Source organism: Patulibacter medicamentivorans (assembly GCF_000240225.1).
Lineage (GTDB): Bacteria > Actinomycetota > Thermoleophilia > Solirubrobacterales > Solirubrobacteraceae > Patulibacter > Patulibacter medicamentivorans.
Genome location: NZ_AGUD01000224.1, coordinates 1 through 16458, shown reverse-complemented (window position 1 = coordinate 16458; position 16458 = coordinate 1). Strand labels below are relative to the sequence as shown.

Here is a 16458-nt window from a genome sequence, read left to right as displayed (position 1 = left end):
CGGCCGCCCTTCGGGGCGGCCGCTGTCGTTGGCGGGTGGGATCGCGTGGCGCCGCGAGCCGATGTGACGTTGCGGTCGCTCGGCGACCGGAACGCGACGATCCGGCGACCGCCGTTCCGCTGGACCGCGCCGGCGCCCTACCGCGAGCCGACGCCCGCCGACAGCGCCTCGATCGCCCTACCCGGATCCGGGTAGGGCCGCACCGAGCCGTCGTGGGCCAGCAGCAGGAAGCGGTCGAGCCGGCGCAGGAACGCGCGGTCGTGGGAGACGGCGACGATCGCGCCCTCGAACCCCTCCAGCGCGCCCTCGAGCGCCTCGCAGGAGTCGATGTCGAGGTTGTCGGTCGGCTCGTCGAGCAGCAGCAGGTTGCAGCCCTCGAGCTCCAGGCAGAGGATCTCCAGCCGCGCCTTCTGGCCGCCCGACAGCGTCCCGTGGGTGCGGTCGTGGGCGTCGACCAGCCCGTAGCGGGCCAGCGACGCCATCGCCTTGGAGCGGTCGGGCAGCCGTCGCATGACGACCTCGAGCAGGCTGCCGTCGGCCAGCTCCGGGCGGACGTTGGTCTGGGTGAAGACGCCGGGGACCACGCGCGGCCCGACGACCAGCTGGCCGTGGTGGCGGACCCGCTCGCCGCCGTCCGCGCCGCCGTCGAGCGTGGCGACGGGGCCGCTGCTCGCCTCGGCCGCGGCATCGCCGGCCGCCTGGGCCAGCAGCCGCAGCAGGTGGGTCTTGCCCGACCCGTTGGGGCCGATCAGGCCGATCCGCTCGCCGGCGTGGATCTCGTCGCTGATCGGCTCGGTCAGGTCGGGGATCTGGACCGCGCGCAGGTCGAGCACTCGCCGCGCCGAGTCGCCGCCCTGCAGCCGGACCTTGATCGCATGGTCGACCACCGGCGGCGGAGGCGGGCCGGCGGCGACGAAGCGCTCCCAGCGGGCCTCGGCGACCCCGGCCTTGCGCGCCATCACCTCGCTGACCCGGGCCTTGACCTTGAGGTCCTTGAAGTAGCGGAACAGCCGCCGCTCCTCCTGGTGCCAGCGCTTGAGCGCGTCGCCGAGCCGCTCGTTGCGGGCCTCGCGCGCCTCGGGGTAGCTGGCGTACGAGGACCCGTGGACCCACGCGCCCGAGCCCTCGAGCGTGACCACGGTGTCCGAGGCCCGCGCGAGCAGCTCGCGGTCGTGGCTGACGAACAGGATCGTCTTGCGGCTGGCGCGGATCGCGTCCTCCAGCCGGTGCTTGGCGGGCAGGTCGAGGAAGTTGTCCGGCTCGTCCAGCAGCAGCACCGGCGCGTCGCCGGCCAGCAGCAGGTCGAGCACCAGCCCCTTGCGCTCGCCGCCCGACAGCGTCGCGGCGGCCCGCTCGCCGACGTCGCCCAGCCCCAGGCCGAGCACCCGCCGGCAGGCCGCGTCCCAGGCGCCCTCCAACTGGTACCCGCCGCCGGCCGACCAGGCCTCGATCTCCTCGGCGAACCGCATGCCGGCGGCCGTCGAGCGCTCCGGGTCGGGGTCGGTGGTGTCCAGCTCGGCGATCGCCATCCGCAGGCCGACGGCCGCCAGGGCCGGCGGCGCGACCGACAGCAGCAGGTCGCGGACGGTCAGCTCCTCGCCGCCCGGACCGACCGCCGTCAGCCCGACGTCCTGGGCCATGTACGCCAGCTGGCCGGTCGCTCGCGCGTCGCCGTCGTCGGCCGGCAGGACGCCGGCCAGGACCTTCAGCAGGGTGCTCTTGCCGACGCCGTTGGCGCCGACCAGCGCCGCGTGGCGCCCGGCCGGGACCCGGAAGTCGACCTGCGAGAACAGCAGATCGCCGCCGGGGTGGGCGTAGGCCAGGTCGCTGACGACGATCGTGGACACGACCGCCGAGGGTGACAGAGCGGAGCGGGCGGACCGCGGCTCCCGCACCGCCGACGCGCGGCCGGCCGGGTTCGAGTCCGCCGCGGCGGACTCGCGCTCGACAAGAGTTCGGAACTCTGGAACACTGGCGGCGTGGCCCGCCCCGATCCGCTGCCCGACCAGGTCTTCCGCGAGCTCGCCGACGCGATCCTCGGCGGGCGCTACGCACCCGGCGACGCGCTTCCCGGGCAGCGGGCGATGGCCGAGTCGTTCGGCGTCAACCTGGCCTCGCTGCGAACGGCGATCACGCGGCTGGAGTCGCTCGGCCTGGTGTCCGTCCGCCACGGCGATGGCACCGTCGTCCGCGACTGGCGCGAGGCGGGGATCGAGATCCTGGTCCACGCCGTGGTGCGGCCCGAGGGGCCCGATCCCGAGCTGCTGCTGGGGCTGCTCGAGGCGCGCCGGCTGCTGCTCGCCGACGCCGCCCGGCTGGCCGCCGAGCGCGGCGGCGACGCGGTCCTCTCGCGGATCGCCGAGCTGGCCGCGCGGGTCCCGCGGGAGCCCGACGACGGCGAGGCGCAGCGGCTCGACTTCGCGTTCTGGTCGGCGGTCGTCGAGGCCAGCGGCAACCTCGTGCTGGTCCTGATCCTCAACACGATCCGCCAGCTGTACCTGGCCCGCGGCGAGCTGTTCCGCGGGATCGTGGCGGTCCGCGTCGAGCAGGCGCACGCCTACGCGGCGCTGGCCGAGGTGCTCGAGCGCGGGGACGGGGACGCAGCGGCGACGGCGGCGACCGCGCTCGCGGTCGCCCAGGAGGAGGGGTTGTGGCGATGAGGGCACTCGGACGTCGATCGGGTGCGGTCCTGGAGGGGTTGGCGGACGCGTTCGCCGCGCCCGCCGAGCCGCTGCCGCGACCCGCGACCACCGCGATGCGCGTGGACGCCCAGCGCTGGCTCGCCGCGACGCCGGTCGGCCAGCGACTCGCCGTTCGCGGCGCGCTCGTGGCGCTCGAGCTCGCCGGCCGCCTGCTACGACCGCGGGTCGGGTTCGCCGGCCGCTCGCGGGCGGCGCGGCTGACGCTGCTGGACCGGCTCGGCCGGATCGCGCCGCCCGTCGACGCGGCGATCGACGCGCTCGGGCGGATGGCCGTCCTCGCCTACTGGAGCGACGCGACCGTCCAGCACGCCCTGGGGCGGGTCGACGGTTCCCCGGTCGCGACCGGGACCACCACGACGGGAGCGCCGCGATGACGCGCACGATCCATGCCGACGTCTGCGTGATCGGCACCGGCCCGGGCGGCGCCCCGGTCGCCTGTCGGCTGGCGCAGGCGGGCGTCGACGTCCTGGTCCTCGAGGAGGGGGCGCACGTCGACCTGGCAACCGCCGCGCCGCGGCCGATCGACGCCTTCACCGACCTCTATCGCGACGGGGGCCAGACGGTCGCGATCGGCGATCCGGCGATCCCGATCCCGCTCGGCCGGGTCGTCGGCGGGACCAGCGCGATCAACTCCGGCACCTGCCTGCGTCCGGCCGACGCCGTGCTCGACGGCTGGGCTGAGCAGCTCGGCCTCGAGCAGCTGCGGCCGGCGGAGCTCGCGCCCTACCTCGACGAGGCGGCGGCGGCGCTCGGCGTGACCCGGGTGCCGCCGGAGATCGCGGGCCGCAACGCCCACCTGGCCAAGCGCGGAGCCGATCGACTCGGCTGGAGCAGCGAGTGGCTGCCCCGCAACGCCGTCGGCTGCCGGGGCAGCGGCCGCTGCGTCTTCGGCTGCCCGACCGGGGCCAAGCGGCACGCCGGGCTGGCGTGGATCGACGATGCGCTGGCGGCCGGCGCGCGGCTCCTCGACCGCACCCGGGTGGTCGCGATCGAGAGCGAGCCGGGCCCGGGACCCGTCGTCGTCCGCGCGGGCGGCGCGGGCGGTGCGCTGCGGATCGTCGCCGACCGCGTGGTCGTCGCCTGCGGCTCGCTGCTGACGCCGAGCCTGCTGCGTCGAAGCGGCCTCGCGCACGACAATCCCCACCTGGGGCGGCACCTGGCGATCCACCCCTCGACCGCGGCCGCGGCGCGCTTCGACGACGAGCTGGTCGATGTCGCCCACGGGGTGCCGCAGTCGTTCGGCGTCGACCAGTTCGCCGACCGCGGCCTGATGCTCGAGGGCATCGGCGGGCCGCCGGAGTACCTCGCCTTCACGCTCCCGCTGCGGGGCGAGGCCCACCATGCCGCGATGCTCGAGCACCGCCACTGGGCGCAGCTCGGCGTGATGGTGCGCGATCGCGCGGTCGGCCGCGTCGTCGACGTCGGTCGCGGTCCGCTGCGGCGGACCGTCGTCCGCTACGACCTCGATCCGGCCGATCGCGACGCGCTCCTGTTCGGGATCGAGCGCGTCGCCGAGCTGTGGTTCGCCGCCGGCGCCCGCGAGGTGCTGCTGCCGATCGCCGGACTGCCGCCGCTGCGCGACGGGGACCTGCGGCCGCTGCGCGAGCGCCGGGTGCCGGCCGGGGCGATGCGCCTGATGGCGTTCCATCCCCATGGCAGCGCGCGCCCGTCGGCGGATCCGCGGGACGGCGTGCTCGATCCGGACCTGCGCGTCCGCGGAACGTCCGGCGTCTACGTGTCGGACGGCAGCGCGCTGCCCGCGACGATCGGGGTCAACCCGCAGCTGACGATCACCGCGCTCGCCCTGCGGCTGGCGCGCCACCTGCTCGACCGTCCCGCGCCGCGCGCCGGCGCCCTCGCCCACCTCCACGCATGAAGGACACCGCATGTCGTTCCTGATCGACGGACCCGCCCTGTACCTGGCCGGCCGCCGGACCGCCCAGGCGGTCCGGGACCCGGACGCGGCCGAGGTGGTCGCGACCGCGACCGTCGCCGGCTTCCTGGCCGTCAGCATCCCCCTCTACCTGAACCGCCCGTGGACGCGGCCGATCTGGCGCCTCTGCCGCGCCCGCAGCGGTCGCGACTGGATGATCAACTCGGGCGTGCTGAAGGTCGACGACGCGGCGGTCGGCCCTACCGGGCACGTCATGGCGGCCGCGGCCTTCGTGACCTATCCCTTGTGGATGTGGCTGGGCCTGCGACACGGACGACGGTGAGCTGAGGATGGGCGAGGTGCTGCGGGTCCGCTGGCCCGAGGTCGCGGTCGGGCGGCCGTTCTACGAGTCGCTGTTCCTGCGCGCGGTCGACCCGGCGAGCGGTGCGGCGGTCTGGCTGCGGCACACCGTCCAGCGCGGCGCCGGCGATCGGCCGGGGCAGGAGCGCGGCTCGGCGTGGTGCGTGGTCTGGAGTGCCGCCGGGACGCCGCAGGCCTCGAAGCGGACCTGGATCGGACCGGTCGCCGGCGGACCCGACGGCGCCTGGATCACCGTCGGGGGCAGCGCGGCGACGGACCCCGACGGTGGCTCGCGACTCGGGCCCGACGGCACGCGCGGATCGATCGCGGGTGTCGACGGGGACGGGGTTCCCGCCGCCTGGGAGCTGCGGTTCGCGGGCGCCGAGCCGAACGGCCTGCGGCACCTGCCGTTCGAGCGCCTCTACGGCGCGCCGCTGCCGAAGACGAAGGTCACCTCGCCGCTGACCGGGCTGCGCGTCTCGGGCATCGTGACGGTCGGCGATCGGGCGATCGAGCTGCGCGACGCGCCCGCGGTCCTCGGCCACAACTGGGGCAGCGAGCACGCCCACCGCTGGCTGTGGCTCAACGGCCTCGGCTTCCCGGGCCGGGACGGGACGTGGTTCGACGCGGCGATGGCCCGGATCAAGGTCGGCCCGGTGGTCGTCCCGTGGGCCGGCGTCGGCGCCCTCCAGCTCGACGGCCGCCGGATCCCGCTCGGGCTCTCGGCGCGTTGGGGACCGGGTCGGGTCCTGGCCGACGTCCCCGGGCACCTGGTCGCCGAGCTGCCGGCGGCCGACGGGCGGCTGCTGGTCGAGCTCGACGCCCCCACCGAGCAGATGGTCGCCTGGCCCTACGCCCAGCCGGGCGGCGGCGAGCTGCACCACGCGCTGAACTGCTCGCGGGCCGCGATCCGCCTGACGTGGACGCCGCGCGGCGGTCAGGCGACGACGCTGGAGTCGCCGTTCGGCGGCGTGCTCGAGCAGGGAGTCCCCGAGAGCGAGCCGCACCCGGTCGCCGTGCTGCCGTTCGGCGACGGCTGAGCGGGCGGGTGCGGGGCGGCGCGGGCGGCGAGAGCGACGTCCGCGGAAAGTTGAGGAACTCGACCGTTGGGTGCGGGATCATCGCAGTCGGCCGCGATATCCTCGTATCGAGTCCCCACCGTGTCGATCGCTTCCCCCACCTCTCCCTCGGTCGCCGCCTGGCAGCGGATCGGCGAGCTGCTCGAGCTGCAGCGCTGCCGCGCGTCGGCGGTCGCCCGCGAGCTGGACCTGTCGCCGCCGCAGCTGTTCGCGCTGCGGCACATGGATCCCGACGCCCCGCGGCCGATGGGCGAGCTGGCCGGCGCGCTGGCCTGCGACAACAGCAACGTCACCGGGATCATCGACCGGCTCGAGCGGCGCGGCCTGGTCGAGCGGCGTCCGTCGCCCGACGACCGCCGCGTCCGGATCCTGGCCCTGACCGCCGAGGGCGAGCGGCTGCGGTCCGTCGTCGCCGAGCGCCTGGCCGCCCCGCCGGCGGCCTTCGACGGGCTGACCGCCGCCGAGCAGCAGCAGCTGACGGCGCTGCTCGGCCGGCTGCTCGACGGCGTTCGCGGCTGCTCCGCCAGCTGAGCCCGGCCGCGCCGGGCCACGCGCCCTCAGGCGACCGCCCCGACCGCCTCCGCGACCTTCTCCAGCCCGGCGTGGAGTGCGTCGCCGATCCGGGCGATGTCCTGCTCCTGGACGGTCAGCGGCGGCGAGACCGCGACGCCGCGGCCGAGCGGGCGGACCAGGACCCCGGCCTCGCGGCAGCCCATCTGCCAGATCGCCGGGGCGCCCGGCAGCGCCTCGAGGACCGCGGGGCCGAGGTCGATCCCGGACAGCAGGCCGAGGCCGGCCCGGACGTCGCCGACCAGCTCGTGGCCCGCCAGCGGCGCGACGGCGTCGGCCAGCACGCCCTCGAGCGCGCGGCCGCGGGCGATCAGGCCCTCGCGCTCGTAGATGTCCAGCGCCGACAGCGCCACCCGCGCGGCCACCGGGTGGCCGGCGTAGGTCGCCCCGTGCCGCAGGACCGGCGCGCCGGGCGAGCCGGGGAAGAACGGCGCGGCCACCTCGTCCCGGACGAGCACGGCGCCGAGCGGGACGACGCCGCCGTTGATGCCCTTGGCCATCGTCACCAGGTCCGGCACGACCGGCCAGCGGTCGATCCCCAGCCAGGTGCCGAGCCGGCCGAAGGCGCAGATCACGCAGTCGGCGATGAACAGCACCCCGTACTTGCGGCAGACGGCGACGGCCGCCTCGATGTAGCCCTCGGGCGGCAGGTGGACGCCGCCGGCGCCGATCACCGGCTCGCAGAAGAACGCCGCGACCCGCTCCGGGCCGACGCGCAGGATCTCCTGCTCGAGCGCGGCGACGTCGTCGTGGGGGACGACCGAGGCGTCCGGCGCCTGCGGGCCGAAGCCGCCGAGGTTGGCCGGGATCCCGGCGATCGCGGTGCCGAAGCCGTGGGTGCCGTGGTAGCCGTGGGTGCGGCTGATCAGGTGCACGCGCTCGGGCTGGCCGCGGTGGTACCACGAGGCCCGCGCGATCTTGGCCGCCGTGTCGATCGAGTCGCCGCCGCCGCTGGTCAGGAAGACCTTGGCGCCGGCCTCGGGGAACAGCCCGGCCAGGCGGTCGGCCAGCTCGAACGCGGGCCGGTTGCCGTAGTCGCCGAAGGTGCTGTAGGCGTCGAGCTTGCGGATCTGGTCGGCGGCGACGTCGGCCAGCTCGGCCCGGCCGTGGCCGAGGTTGGCGAACCACAGCGCGGCGGTCGCGTCGAGGTAGGCGCGACCGTCCTCGTCCCAGACGGTCACGCCCTCGGCGCGGTCGATGACCAGTGGCGAGGACTCGACGGCGCCCATGTCGGCGAACGGGTGCCAGAGGGCGCTCGTGCTTGGGCTCATCGGGAGGTCCTCCTGGTCTCGGGTACTGCGGGGTACGGACAGCGAGCCTGTCGCTCCGGGCGCTCCGAGCACACCGGAGCGCCGACGAAGGTTGGCGGCGAATGTCGTCCGATCCACCACGGCGCCGGCCGTGGGCGGCGTCCGGCACGGGGCGTTGCACCGGGAACGCGCGCGGAGCGGGATGATCGCGGGGTGTCCACCGGCCCGTTCTCGCTGCGCGACCTGCTCGAACACCGCGAGCTGGGCCTGGTGCTGCTGACCGGCGGACCGGCCGCCAGCGACCGGCGGGTGTCGGGCGCGCACTCGATCGAGATCGCGCAGCCGGCGCGGTGGCTGGCCCCCGACTGGGTGATGCTGACCTCGGGCCTGCGGCTGGAGGGTGACGAGGAGGCCCAGCGCCAGCTGGTCCGCGAGCTGCACCGGCACAGCGCCGCGGGGCTCGGATTCGGCGTCGGGCTGGTCTTCGACGAGGTCCCGCCGGCGATCGTCCACGAGGCCCGCGAGCTGGGCTTCCCCGTCTTCGTGGTGCCGCTCGCGACGCCGTTCCGCGAGGTGACCGCCTTCGTCCACCGCTCGCTGCTGTCGAGCGAGATGCGGACGCTGCAGCGGCTCTCCTCGATCCAGCGCTACCTGATCGACGCGCTCCGCTCGCCCGAGCCGCAGCCGGTGCTGGTCGAGCGGCTGGGGACGCTGCTCGACGGCTCGGCCGCGATCGTCGAGCAGGACGGACGGATCGTCCACGCCTCGGGCGCGTTGCCGGACGACCTCAGCGAGGCGCTGTTCGACGCCAACGCCGGCGTCCGCGAGTGGCGGCTCGGGTCGTGGAGCGTGGTCGCCGCGCCGCTCGACGCCGACGACGCGGGCGGCGGGCGCTGGGTCGTCCTGGCCAGCCGCACCCGCACGCTCGCGCCGCGGCTCAGCCGGGCGGCGGTCCAGGCGACGGTGCCGCTGGTCGCCGCGGCGGCGCGGCTGTCGGACACCGCCCGGCAGCAGGACCGGGCGGTTCGGCGGGCGTTGCTCGCCGAGCTGCTGCAGCTGGAGGCCAAGGACGCGGGGGCGCTCGGCGCCCGCGCGGCTGCGCTCGGGGTCGACCTGGCGGTCTCGCACCGGGCGATCGTGCTCCGCGCCGACCGCGAGCCGGACGACGAGGCGGTCGAGGCGGTCGAGGCGCTGGTCGACGCCCACCGGGGCGTGGCCCTCGTCGCCGCCGACCGCGGGCGGGTGGTCGCGGTGCTCGCCGGCGAGCCGATCCCGCCGTCCGGGATCGCCCGCCAGGACGACGAGACGGGGACGCCGGCCGGCGCGGCACCGGTCCCGACCCTGCGCGACGACGATCCCGCGGAGCGGCTGGTCGCCGACCTGCTGGCCGCCGACCCGACGGCGGCGATCGGGCTCGGCCGGGCCTTCACCGCGCCGGCCGGGGTCGGGGCGAGCGTCGCCGACGCCCACGTCGCCGTCGAGCTGGTGACCAGCGGCGACGACCGGCGCTGGCGGCGGTTCGACGACCTCGACCTGACCGAGACCGTCCTCGCCCACGTCGATCGCCACGCGATCGCGCCGAAGCTACGGGCCCTGGCCGAGATCCTCGACTCGCGGCCCGGGCTGCGGGCGGCGATCCGGGCCTGGTTCGACGCCGAGCTGGACGTCCGCGCCGCCGCCGACGCGCTGCACCTGCACCCCAACTCGCTGCGCTACCGGCTGGGGCGGCTGGCCGAGGCCCTCGACCGGCCCCTGCGCGCGCCGTCGACGATCGCCGACCTGCACCTGCTGCTCGAGGCCGAGCGCCGGCACGCGCTCGACCCCGACGACTAGCTCACGCGACCCGCCGCAGCGCCGCCGGATCGCGATCGGCGACCCGGGCGCGGACCCGCTCGGCCAGGTGCTCGGCGTCGCGGGCGATCCCGGCGAAGCGCCCCGAGCCCCAGGTGTGCAGCCACGGCAGGCCGAGCACGAACAGCCCGGGGACGCTCGTCACGCCGCGGCGGTGGACCGGGTAGCCGCCGCCGTCGAACGCCGGCAGCCGCACCCACGACCAATCCGAGCGGAAGCCGGTGGCCCAGATCACGGTCCGGATCCCGGCCGCGTCGAGGTCGAGCGTGCCGCCGCCGTCGCCCTCCGGCTCCCACAGCGGGACGTAGCGCGGCTCCTCCGGCGCGTCGATCGCCTGCGCCGCGATCCAGCGGTCGATCCCGTCCTTGATCCGGTCGTCGGTCGCGTCGGCGGCGTCGAGGTTCCGGCGCAGGTCGCCGGCCATCGTCAGGCGCGGGCCGTCGATCGCGTCCAGCCGGCCGTGCAGCGCCATCCCCTCGCTGGCGAAGCGGCGCAGGTCGATGTCGCGCCCGCCGTCGCGCCCGGTCACGTAGTGGTTGGCCTCGTGGCGGGCGCCGACCCCCTCGGGGTGGTCCTCGATCGGCATGTCGTAGTGGCCGATGTCGTGCAGCCAGGCGACGACGTCGCGTCCGCGGTAGAAGCGGGCGACGCGCGGTGCGGTGCCGACGGCCAGGTGGACGGGCCGGCCGGCCAGGTGCAGGTCCTCGGCGATCTGGGCGCCGGACTGGCCGCTGCCGACCACCAGCACCGCGCCGTCGGGCAGCGGGTCGGCGCTGCGGTAGCGCGAGGAGTGCAGCTGGGTCACCGTCCGCGGCAGCCGCTCGGCGATCCGCGGTCGCGACGGCACGTGGTAGCCGCCGACGGCCAGGACGACCGCGTCGGCGGTCAGCTCGCCGGCGTCGGTGACGACCCGGAAGCCGTGGCGCCCGGCCTCGTCGGCGTCCCAGCACGGGTCGCCTGAGCGGTCGGCCGCGAGCGGCTCGACGGCCGTCACGCGCACGCCCTCGTGGACCGGCGCGTCGAACGACGCCGCGAACGAGCTGACGTAGTCGACGATCTGGTCGCGGACCATGAACCCGTCGGGGTCGTCGCCGGGGTAGGGATGCCCGGGCAGCTGGCACTGCCAGTTCGGCGTCACCAGGCAGAAGCTCCGCCACCGCTCCTCGCGCCAGCTGTGGGCGATCCGGTGGCGCTCGAGGACGACGTGGTCGATCCCGGCGCGGGTCAGGTGCCAGCTGATCGCCAGCCCCGCCTGCCCGCCGCCGACCACGACCACCGCGTGATGGCCGGCCAGCCGCGGCGCCGGATCGGCCGACGCCCGCGCCGAGGCGCCGCGATGCAGCGGGCCGACCGTCGCGAGGCCCTCGCCGCCGTGGTCGAGCGCCGCCTGCTCGAGCTGCTGCAGCTGGGCGGCCGCCGCGGTGCAGGCGACCCCGAACCGCGCGCGGACCCGCTCGCTGGCCTCGTGCAGGCCGCTGCGGACGCGGCGCATCAGCTCCTCGACCGGGTAGCTGGCGCCCGGCGCCAGGTGGCGCTCGATCGCCGTCGACGGCGAGCTGCACTGCTGGACGCTGCCGTCCGGCCAGCGGAGCTGGAAGTGGACCTCGGGCATCGTCGCTCCTCAGGTGCCCGCGCTCGCGGCGACCGGCGCGGCGGGGACGGCGTAGGGGATCGGGACCGGCGTCGCGTAGACATCGGGGCGCAGGTCGCGGACCGGCGAGAGGGCGCGGCGGGCGCGGGTCAGGGTCGCGTCGAGGTCGAACGACGCGACCGCCAGCCCGCCCTCGGGCCCCGTCGCGTCGACCACGTCGCCGTTGGGATCGGTGATCCGGGCGCCGCCGAGGAACCGCAGCGCGCCGAACGCGCCGGTCTGGTTCGCGGAGGCGACGACCATCGAGTTCTCGGCCGCCCGCGAGCGGTCCCACAGCTCGGACCGGCGCCACTGGCGGTCGTCCTGGAGCCGCTCGGCGGCGTTGGTCGCGCTGCACGGCCAGGCCGACAGGAAGCAGAGCACCTGGGCGCCGTCGAGGGCCAGCGTCCGCGACGCCTCGGGGAAGGCCTTGTCGTAGCAGATCAGCATGCCGATCCGGCCGACCGGCGTGTCGAACGCGCGCAGCCGCGTGCCGGGGGTCGTGAAGCGGCCCTCGTCCAGCGGCATGTGGATCTTGCGGTGGATGCCCAGGACCTCGCCGTCGTGGACGAGCGCCGCGACGTTGTGGCGGACGCCGCCGTGCGCGTCCGCGGCGGGCGCGCCCGGAACGCCGTCGCCGGCTCCCGGGACGCCGCGCTCGCAGAAGCCGACGGCGACGACCATCTCGCCGGCCAGCTCGGCCACCCGGCGCAGCTCGGGGCCGTCGGCGTCGAGCGCCGGGGGCGGGTCGTCGACGTCGCCGTGCAGCGACTCGACGTAGCCGCCGAGCGCGGCCTCGGGCAGCACCAGCAGGCCGACGCCGCGGGCGCGGGCGTCCGCGATCAGGCGCTCGATCGTCGCCAGGTCGGCGTCGAGGTCGCGGGTGAAGGGGGCCGCGGCGGCGGCGATCGTCAGCTCGCTCATCGGAGGGTCTCGGGGGTCGTGGGGAGCGGATGGGTCGGGGTGGCGACCGGCGGGCGGCCGGCGGCGCCGAGCCCGGTGACGCCGCCCGGCAGGTGCTCGGTCAGCTCGCCGTCGGGCCAGCGCAGCCGCACGCCGCCGTCGGCGACGAGCCGTCCGCAGCGGCCGCCGACGGCCGGGCCGGCCGGGAGGAACCGCGACCGGTCCGGCGCGTCGACGGTGATCACGGCGAAGCCGGGGAAGCAGGTCAGCCAGTCGCCGCCGGTGACGCCGTCGGGACGCGGGATCGCGGCGACGTCCAGCTCGGCGCCGCAGCCGCTGGCCTCGGCCAGCATGCCGACGGTGCCGACGATCCCGGCCATGCTCACGTCCTTGGCGGCGCGCGGCCGGGCGATCGCGACGGCGTCGAGCATCGGCCGCAGCTGCTCGCGGCCGCGCCACGACGTCGAGTCCCACTGCCGGCCCTGGTAGCCGGGGCGCCAGCCGCCCTGCAGGTCGGCGGTCACGGTCAGCGCGTCGCCGACGTGGCCGCCGCCGGCGGGGATCGGGTCGCTGGCGTGCCCGAGGCCGGTGACGCCGAGCGCCGCCGGGACGCCGAGCTGGGTGTGGCCGCCGACCACCGGCAGGTCGAACGCCTCGGCGCCGCGGCGGAGGCCGTCGAGGACCCGGGCGGCGTGGGCGGTGTCGGCGGCGCCGAGCGCGTCGAGCGCCGCCAGCGGGCGGGCGCCCATCGCGGCCAGGTCGTGGGCGGTCACCAGCATCCCGCACCAGCCGGCCCACTCCGGGTCGCGCTCGACCATCGACGGCACGATCGCGTCGGTGCAGGCGACGACGCCGGAGCGGTCGCCGACCGGACCGAGCGCGTCGAGCGGGAAGCCGTCGTCGCCGCGCCACGCGCTCGGCGCCAGCAGCCCGTCGAGCAGCGGGCCGAGCGGGTTCTTCGTCGCGGCCGCCAGCTGGGCGATCCGCTCGATCGGCCAGCGCATCAGCTCGTGCGGAGCGCCGGCGACCGAGATCGGGCGCACGCGCCGCCAGCCGAGCCGGGCGAAGAACGCGACGTGGTCCGCCTGCACGTGGGCGTCGAAGCGCAGCGCGCCGGCGTCGAGCGCCGCGGCGCAGGCGGCGCGGACCAGCGCCGCGCCGATCCGGCCCCGCAGCGGGCCGGCCTGCTCGGCGACGACCAGCCGGCTGCCGCGCCACCAGCCCAGGTGGCGGTCGCCGCCCTCGGGATGCAGCCGCACGCCGCCGAGGACCGCGCCGTCGGGGTCGCGGGCGACGAGCACGATCGTCGCCGGGTCGCGGTCGGCGTGGTCCAGGTCGTGGCCGCGGAACAGGCCCTGACGGTCGGCGAACTCGCGGCGGCGCAGCCGCTGGTGGGCGGCGACCAGCCGGTCGCTCGCGGCCTCGCCGGCGCGGACGATCAGGAACGGCGGCGGCGCCACGGCCGGGGCCGGAGCGCCGAGCCGGGCGAGGATGTCGACGTCGGGGCCGGCAGCCCACGGGGCGTCGCCGGAGTCGATCGCGGAGCGCATCGCTCAGCCCCCGTCCGCGGCCAGGGCCGAGCAGGCGCCGCAGGCCGCGCAGCCCGCGACCTGGTCGGCGCCGCGCATGCCGGCGTGGCGCAGCGCCCGCGCGACCCGGCCCGTGACCCGCAGCAGCGTCGCCGCGCTCGGCGCCGGAACGCCGTCGGCGTCGGCCAGCGAGCCCGCCATCGGCCGGTACGGCACGACGAACGGGTAGACGCCGATCGCGATCAGCCGCTCCGCTCCGGCGACCAGCTCGTCCGGGTCCTCGCCGAGCCCCACCAGCAGGTAGGTGGACACGCGGTTGGGGCCGAAGACGGCGACGGCGCGGCGCCACGCCTCCTCGTAGCGGGCGATCGGGACCGTCGCCTTGCCCGGCGTCCAGCGACGGCGGACCTCCTCGTCGAGGCTCTCGACGTGGATGCCGACGGCGGCGGCCCCGGCCTCGTGCAGGCGGTCGATCCACTCCAGGTCCAGCGGCGGCTCGATCTGGACCTGGATCGGCAGCCCGGGGACGGCCTCCAGCACCGCCGCCACGCAGCGGGCCAGGTGCCTGGCTCCGCGGTCGCGGCCGTTCGAGGTGCCGGTCGTCATCACCATCTGCCGGACCCCGTCCAGGCGGACCGCGGCGGCGGCCACCTCGGCCAGGTCCTCGGGCCGCTTGACCTGGGCGGTGCTGCCGGCCCGCAGCGACTCCTCGATCGTGCAGAAGCGGCAGCGGGTCGCCTCCGGCCCGTAGCGGATGCAGGTCTGCACGACCGTGGTCGCCAGCACGTCGTTGCCGTGCAGCCGCGCGAGCTGCTCGTAGCGGACGCCGTCGGCGGTGGTCAGGTCGTAGAACGCCGGTCGCGCGATCGGCTCGACGGCGACGTCCTCGACGACCACGCCGTCGCGGGTCAGCCGGCCCTCGGCGTCGAGCGCGAACGGCGAGTCGTCGGCCATCGGCAGCGTCGTCCGCGACCCGCAGCCGGACGCGGACCCGAGCAGCCAGTGGCCGTCGTTGCTCGGGCCAGCGCCGCCGCGCCGCTGCAGCTGCGGGTCGGCCCGCAGCCCGCGGACCGCCAGCTCGGCCCGCAGCGCCAGGTCGATCGGCGTCGTCACCTCGTCGGCCAGGAGGTCGAGACCGGCCGGCGGGGTCTGCACCTCCGGGCCCATCTCAGAACATCCAGGTGGTGTTGATGATCGCGCCCTTGCGGGAGTACTCGATCAGGGCGTCCTGCAGGTCGAGCGGGTGGCAGGGCACCACGCCCTCCATCAGGTCCTCCTCGCGGGCGCCGTGCAGGGCCAGGCCCAGGCGGCAGGCGTAGACCTTGCCGCCCTCGCCCAGGAACCGCTCCAGCTGGCCGTTCTCGTTCCGCATCCCGGGGAAGATCTCGGCCCCGATCGTCGGGAAGCCGCGGGTGTGGAGGCAGTTGAGCGAGCCGATTCCGAAGAAGTAGAGGGCGGTCTCGAAGCCCTTGCGCTGGGCGCGGATCGCCTGCAGGACGGCGACCAGGCTGACGGACGACTCGTGGGCGATGCCGTGGACCAGGCCCAGGTAGCTCTCGCCCTTCTCGGCCTGGTAGTCCGGGAAGACCTTGGTCGCGCCGTAGATCGACGCGCCGATGTCCTTCGTCGGGTGGGGGATCTCGGTGAGGCTGGCGATCTCCTGATCGGTCAGCGTGGGCGCGACGGCCATCGGGTGCTCCTTGGTTCGAGGATCGGCCTGCGGGCCGGCCGGACGCTGGGTTCGCGCGGCCTCCTCAATCTGGGCGATCGGGGCGGGCTCGCCGGTGGACCGCGGGCCAAGCTCGGACGGTCGCGGTGTGTCCCGGAGGCCGAATCCGACGGGTTCCCGCGGGGTCTGCCCGACGGTCGACGTGGGGTTGTCCAGAGGTCCGTGGTGCGGACCGGAGATGACGGCTAGCGTGGGGGCCGTGCCCGCCGTCCGCGTCGTCGTCGCCGAGGACCAGGCCCTGATCCGGGAGGGCCTGGTGCGGATCCTCTCCGATCTCGGATTCTCCGTCGTCGGCCAGGCCGGGGACGCCGTCGGCCTGCTCCAGCTGGCCTTCGAGCTGCGGCCGGACGTGGTGATCGTCGACGTCCAGATGCCGCCCGACCACACCGACGACGGGCTGCGGGCGGCCGAGCGGATCCGTCGCGAGCTGCCCGGCGTCGGGGTGCTGGTGCTCTCGCAGTACCTCGACGAGCACTACGCGCTCGACCTGATCGGCGAGGACGCGCGCGGCGTCGGCTACCTGCTGAAGGACCGGATCGCCGACGTCGCCAGCCTCGGCGAGGCGGTCCGGCGGGTCGCCGACGACGGCTCGGCGCTCGACCCCGACGTCGTCGGCCGGATGGTCGGCCGCAAGCGCCGCGACAGCCGGCTCGAGGAGCTGACCCCGCGCGAGCGCGACGTCCTCGGCCTGATGGCGGAGGGCAAGTCGAACCTCGGGATCGCCGAGGCGCTCGGCGTCACCCCGGCCGCGGTCGAGAAGCACGTGACCGGGATCTTCAGCAAGCTCCAGCTGGGCCACGAGCACACCGAGCATCGCCGGGTGATGGCCGTGCTGGCGCAGCTGCGGGCGTCGTAGGACCGACGCCGCGCGAGGGGGACGCCAGGTCGGCGGCGCCGTCAGCCCGCCGGCAGCGCCCGGCCGGCCGTCGCGGCGCCGGGGTCGACCGGCAGGTCGGCGCGGACCCGGCTGCCGCCGCCGGGC

The 16458-nt window shown here is 76.3% G+C and carries 15 protein-coding genes; 8 read left to right on the top strand and 7 right to left on the bottom strand.

The window, feature by feature from the left end:
- Positions 1 to 137: 137 nt before the first annotated feature.
- Positions 138 to 1847 (bottom strand): ATP-binding cassette domain-containing protein, encoded by a 1710-nt coding sequence (locus tag PAI11_RS14720; protein WP_007576255.1) that lies wholly within the window; start codon positions 1845 to 1847, stop codon positions 138 to 140.
- A gap of 132 nt (positions 1848 to 1979) precedes the next feature.
- On the opposite strand from PAI11_RS14720, the gene PAI11_RS14715 reads away from it, so the two are divergent.
- The 6 genes from PAI11_RS14715 (at position 1980) to PAI11_RS14690 (ending at position 6545) form a co-directional block, all read left to right on the top strand.
- Entirely contained in the window at positions 1980 to 2660 is a 681-nt protein-coding gene (locus tag PAI11_RS14715) for a FadR/GntR family transcriptional regulator (protein WP_007576253.1), read from the top strand.
- The gene (locus PAI11_RS14710) at positions 2657 to 3076 is read left to right on the top strand and encodes a hypothetical protein (RefSeq protein ID WP_138974334.1); all 420 of its coding nucleotides are present in this window, start codon (positions 2657 to 2659) and stop codon (positions 3074 to 3076) included. Before PAI11_RS14715 ends, PAI11_RS14710 begins: the two co-directional genes overlap by 4 nt.
- Positions 3073 to 4578 carry a GMC family oxidoreductase gene (locus PAI11_RS14705; RefSeq protein ID WP_007576249.1) on the top strand — a complete coding sequence of 502 codons (1506 nt, stop codon included), beginning with the start codon at positions 3073 to 3075 and terminating at the stop codon, positions 4576 to 4578. Before PAI11_RS14710 ends, PAI11_RS14705 begins: the two co-directional genes overlap by 4 nt.
- Before the next feature lie 10 nt (positions 4579 to 4588).
- Positions 4589 to 4918, top strand: coding sequence for a hypothetical protein (locus tag PAI11_RS14700; protein ID WP_007576247.1), 330 nt, complete (start codon positions 4589 to 4591; stop codon positions 4916 to 4918).
- A gap of 7 nt (positions 4919 to 4925) precedes the next feature.
- Positions 4926 to 5975, top strand: coding sequence for a hypothetical protein (locus tag PAI11_RS14695; RefSeq protein ID WP_007576244.1), 1050 nt, complete (start codon positions 4926 to 4928; stop codon positions 5973 to 5975).
- A gap of 120 nt (positions 5976 to 6095) precedes the next feature.
- Positions 6096 to 6545: a MarR family winged helix-turn-helix transcriptional regulator gene (locus tag PAI11_RS14690; RefSeq protein ID WP_007576242.1), complete on the top strand. Its 450-nt coding sequence runs from the start codon at positions 6096 to 6098 to the stop codon at positions 6543 to 6545.
- 26 nt (positions 6546 to 6571) lie between these two features.
- On the opposite strand, the gene PAI11_RS14685 is transcribed toward PAI11_RS14690, so the two are convergent.
- Complete coding sequence (locus tag PAI11_RS14685) at positions 6572 to 7855, bottom strand: aminotransferase family protein (RefSeq protein ID WP_007576239.1); 1284 nt, start codon at positions 7853 to 7855, stop codon at positions 6572 to 6574.
- A gap of 192 nt (positions 7856 to 8047) precedes the next feature.
- Between PAI11_RS14685 and PAI11_RS14680 the strand changes: the two genes are divergently transcribed.
- Positions 8048 to 9667, top strand: coding sequence for a PucR family transcriptional regulator (locus tag PAI11_RS14680; protein WP_007576237.1), 1620 nt, complete (start codon positions 8048 to 8050; stop codon positions 9665 to 9667).
- A 1-nt stretch (position 9668) separates the two neighbouring features.
- Here PAI11_RS14680 and PAI11_RS14675 read toward each other — a convergent pair whose 3' ends face one another.
- The 5 genes from PAI11_RS14675 to PAI11_RS14655 are packed head-to-tail and all read right to left on the bottom strand — an operon-like array spanning position 9669 to position 15437.
- Positions 9669 to 11297: an MSMEG_0569 family flavin-dependent oxidoreductase gene (locus PAI11_RS14675; protein ID WP_007576235.1), complete on the bottom strand. Its 1629-nt coding sequence runs from the start codon at positions 11295 to 11297 to the stop codon at positions 9669 to 9671.
- Positions 11298 to 11306: 9 nt separating this feature from the next.
- On the bottom strand, positions 11307 to 12239 hold the full coding sequence (locus PAI11_RS14670) for a carbon-nitrogen hydrolase family protein (protein WP_007576234.1): 933 nt from the start codon (positions 12237 to 12239) through the stop codon (positions 11307 to 11309).
- The gene (locus PAI11_RS14665; protein WP_007576233.1) at positions 12236 to 13768 is read right to left on the bottom strand and encodes an MSMEG_0567/sll0787 family protein; all 1533 of its coding nucleotides are present in this window, start codon (positions 13766 to 13768) and stop codon (positions 12236 to 12238) included. The genes PAI11_RS14670 and PAI11_RS14665 overlap by 4 nt, the downstream gene beginning before the upstream one ends.
- A 3-nt stretch (positions 13769 to 13771) precedes the next feature.
- Positions 13772 to 14914: an MSMEG_0568 family radical SAM protein gene (locus PAI11_RS14660; RefSeq protein ID WP_007576231.1), complete on the bottom strand. Its 1143-nt coding sequence runs from the start codon at positions 14912 to 14914 to the stop codon at positions 13772 to 13774.
- Between the two features lies 1 nt (position 14915).
- Positions 14916 to 15437: an MSMEG_0572/Sll0783 family nitrogen starvation response protein gene (locus tag PAI11_RS14655; RefSeq protein WP_007576228.1), complete on the bottom strand. Its 522-nt coding sequence runs from the start codon at positions 15435 to 15437 to the stop codon at positions 14916 to 14918.
- 217 nt (positions 15438 to 15654) lie between these two features.
- On the opposite strand from PAI11_RS14655, the gene PAI11_RS14650 reads away from it, so the two are divergent.
- Positions 15655 to 16332, top strand: a complete 678-nt coding sequence (locus PAI11_RS14650) for a response regulator transcription factor (RefSeq protein WP_040600443.1) — start codon at positions 15655 to 15657, stop codon at positions 16330 to 16332.
- Positions 16333 to 16458 lie beyond the last annotated feature (126 nt).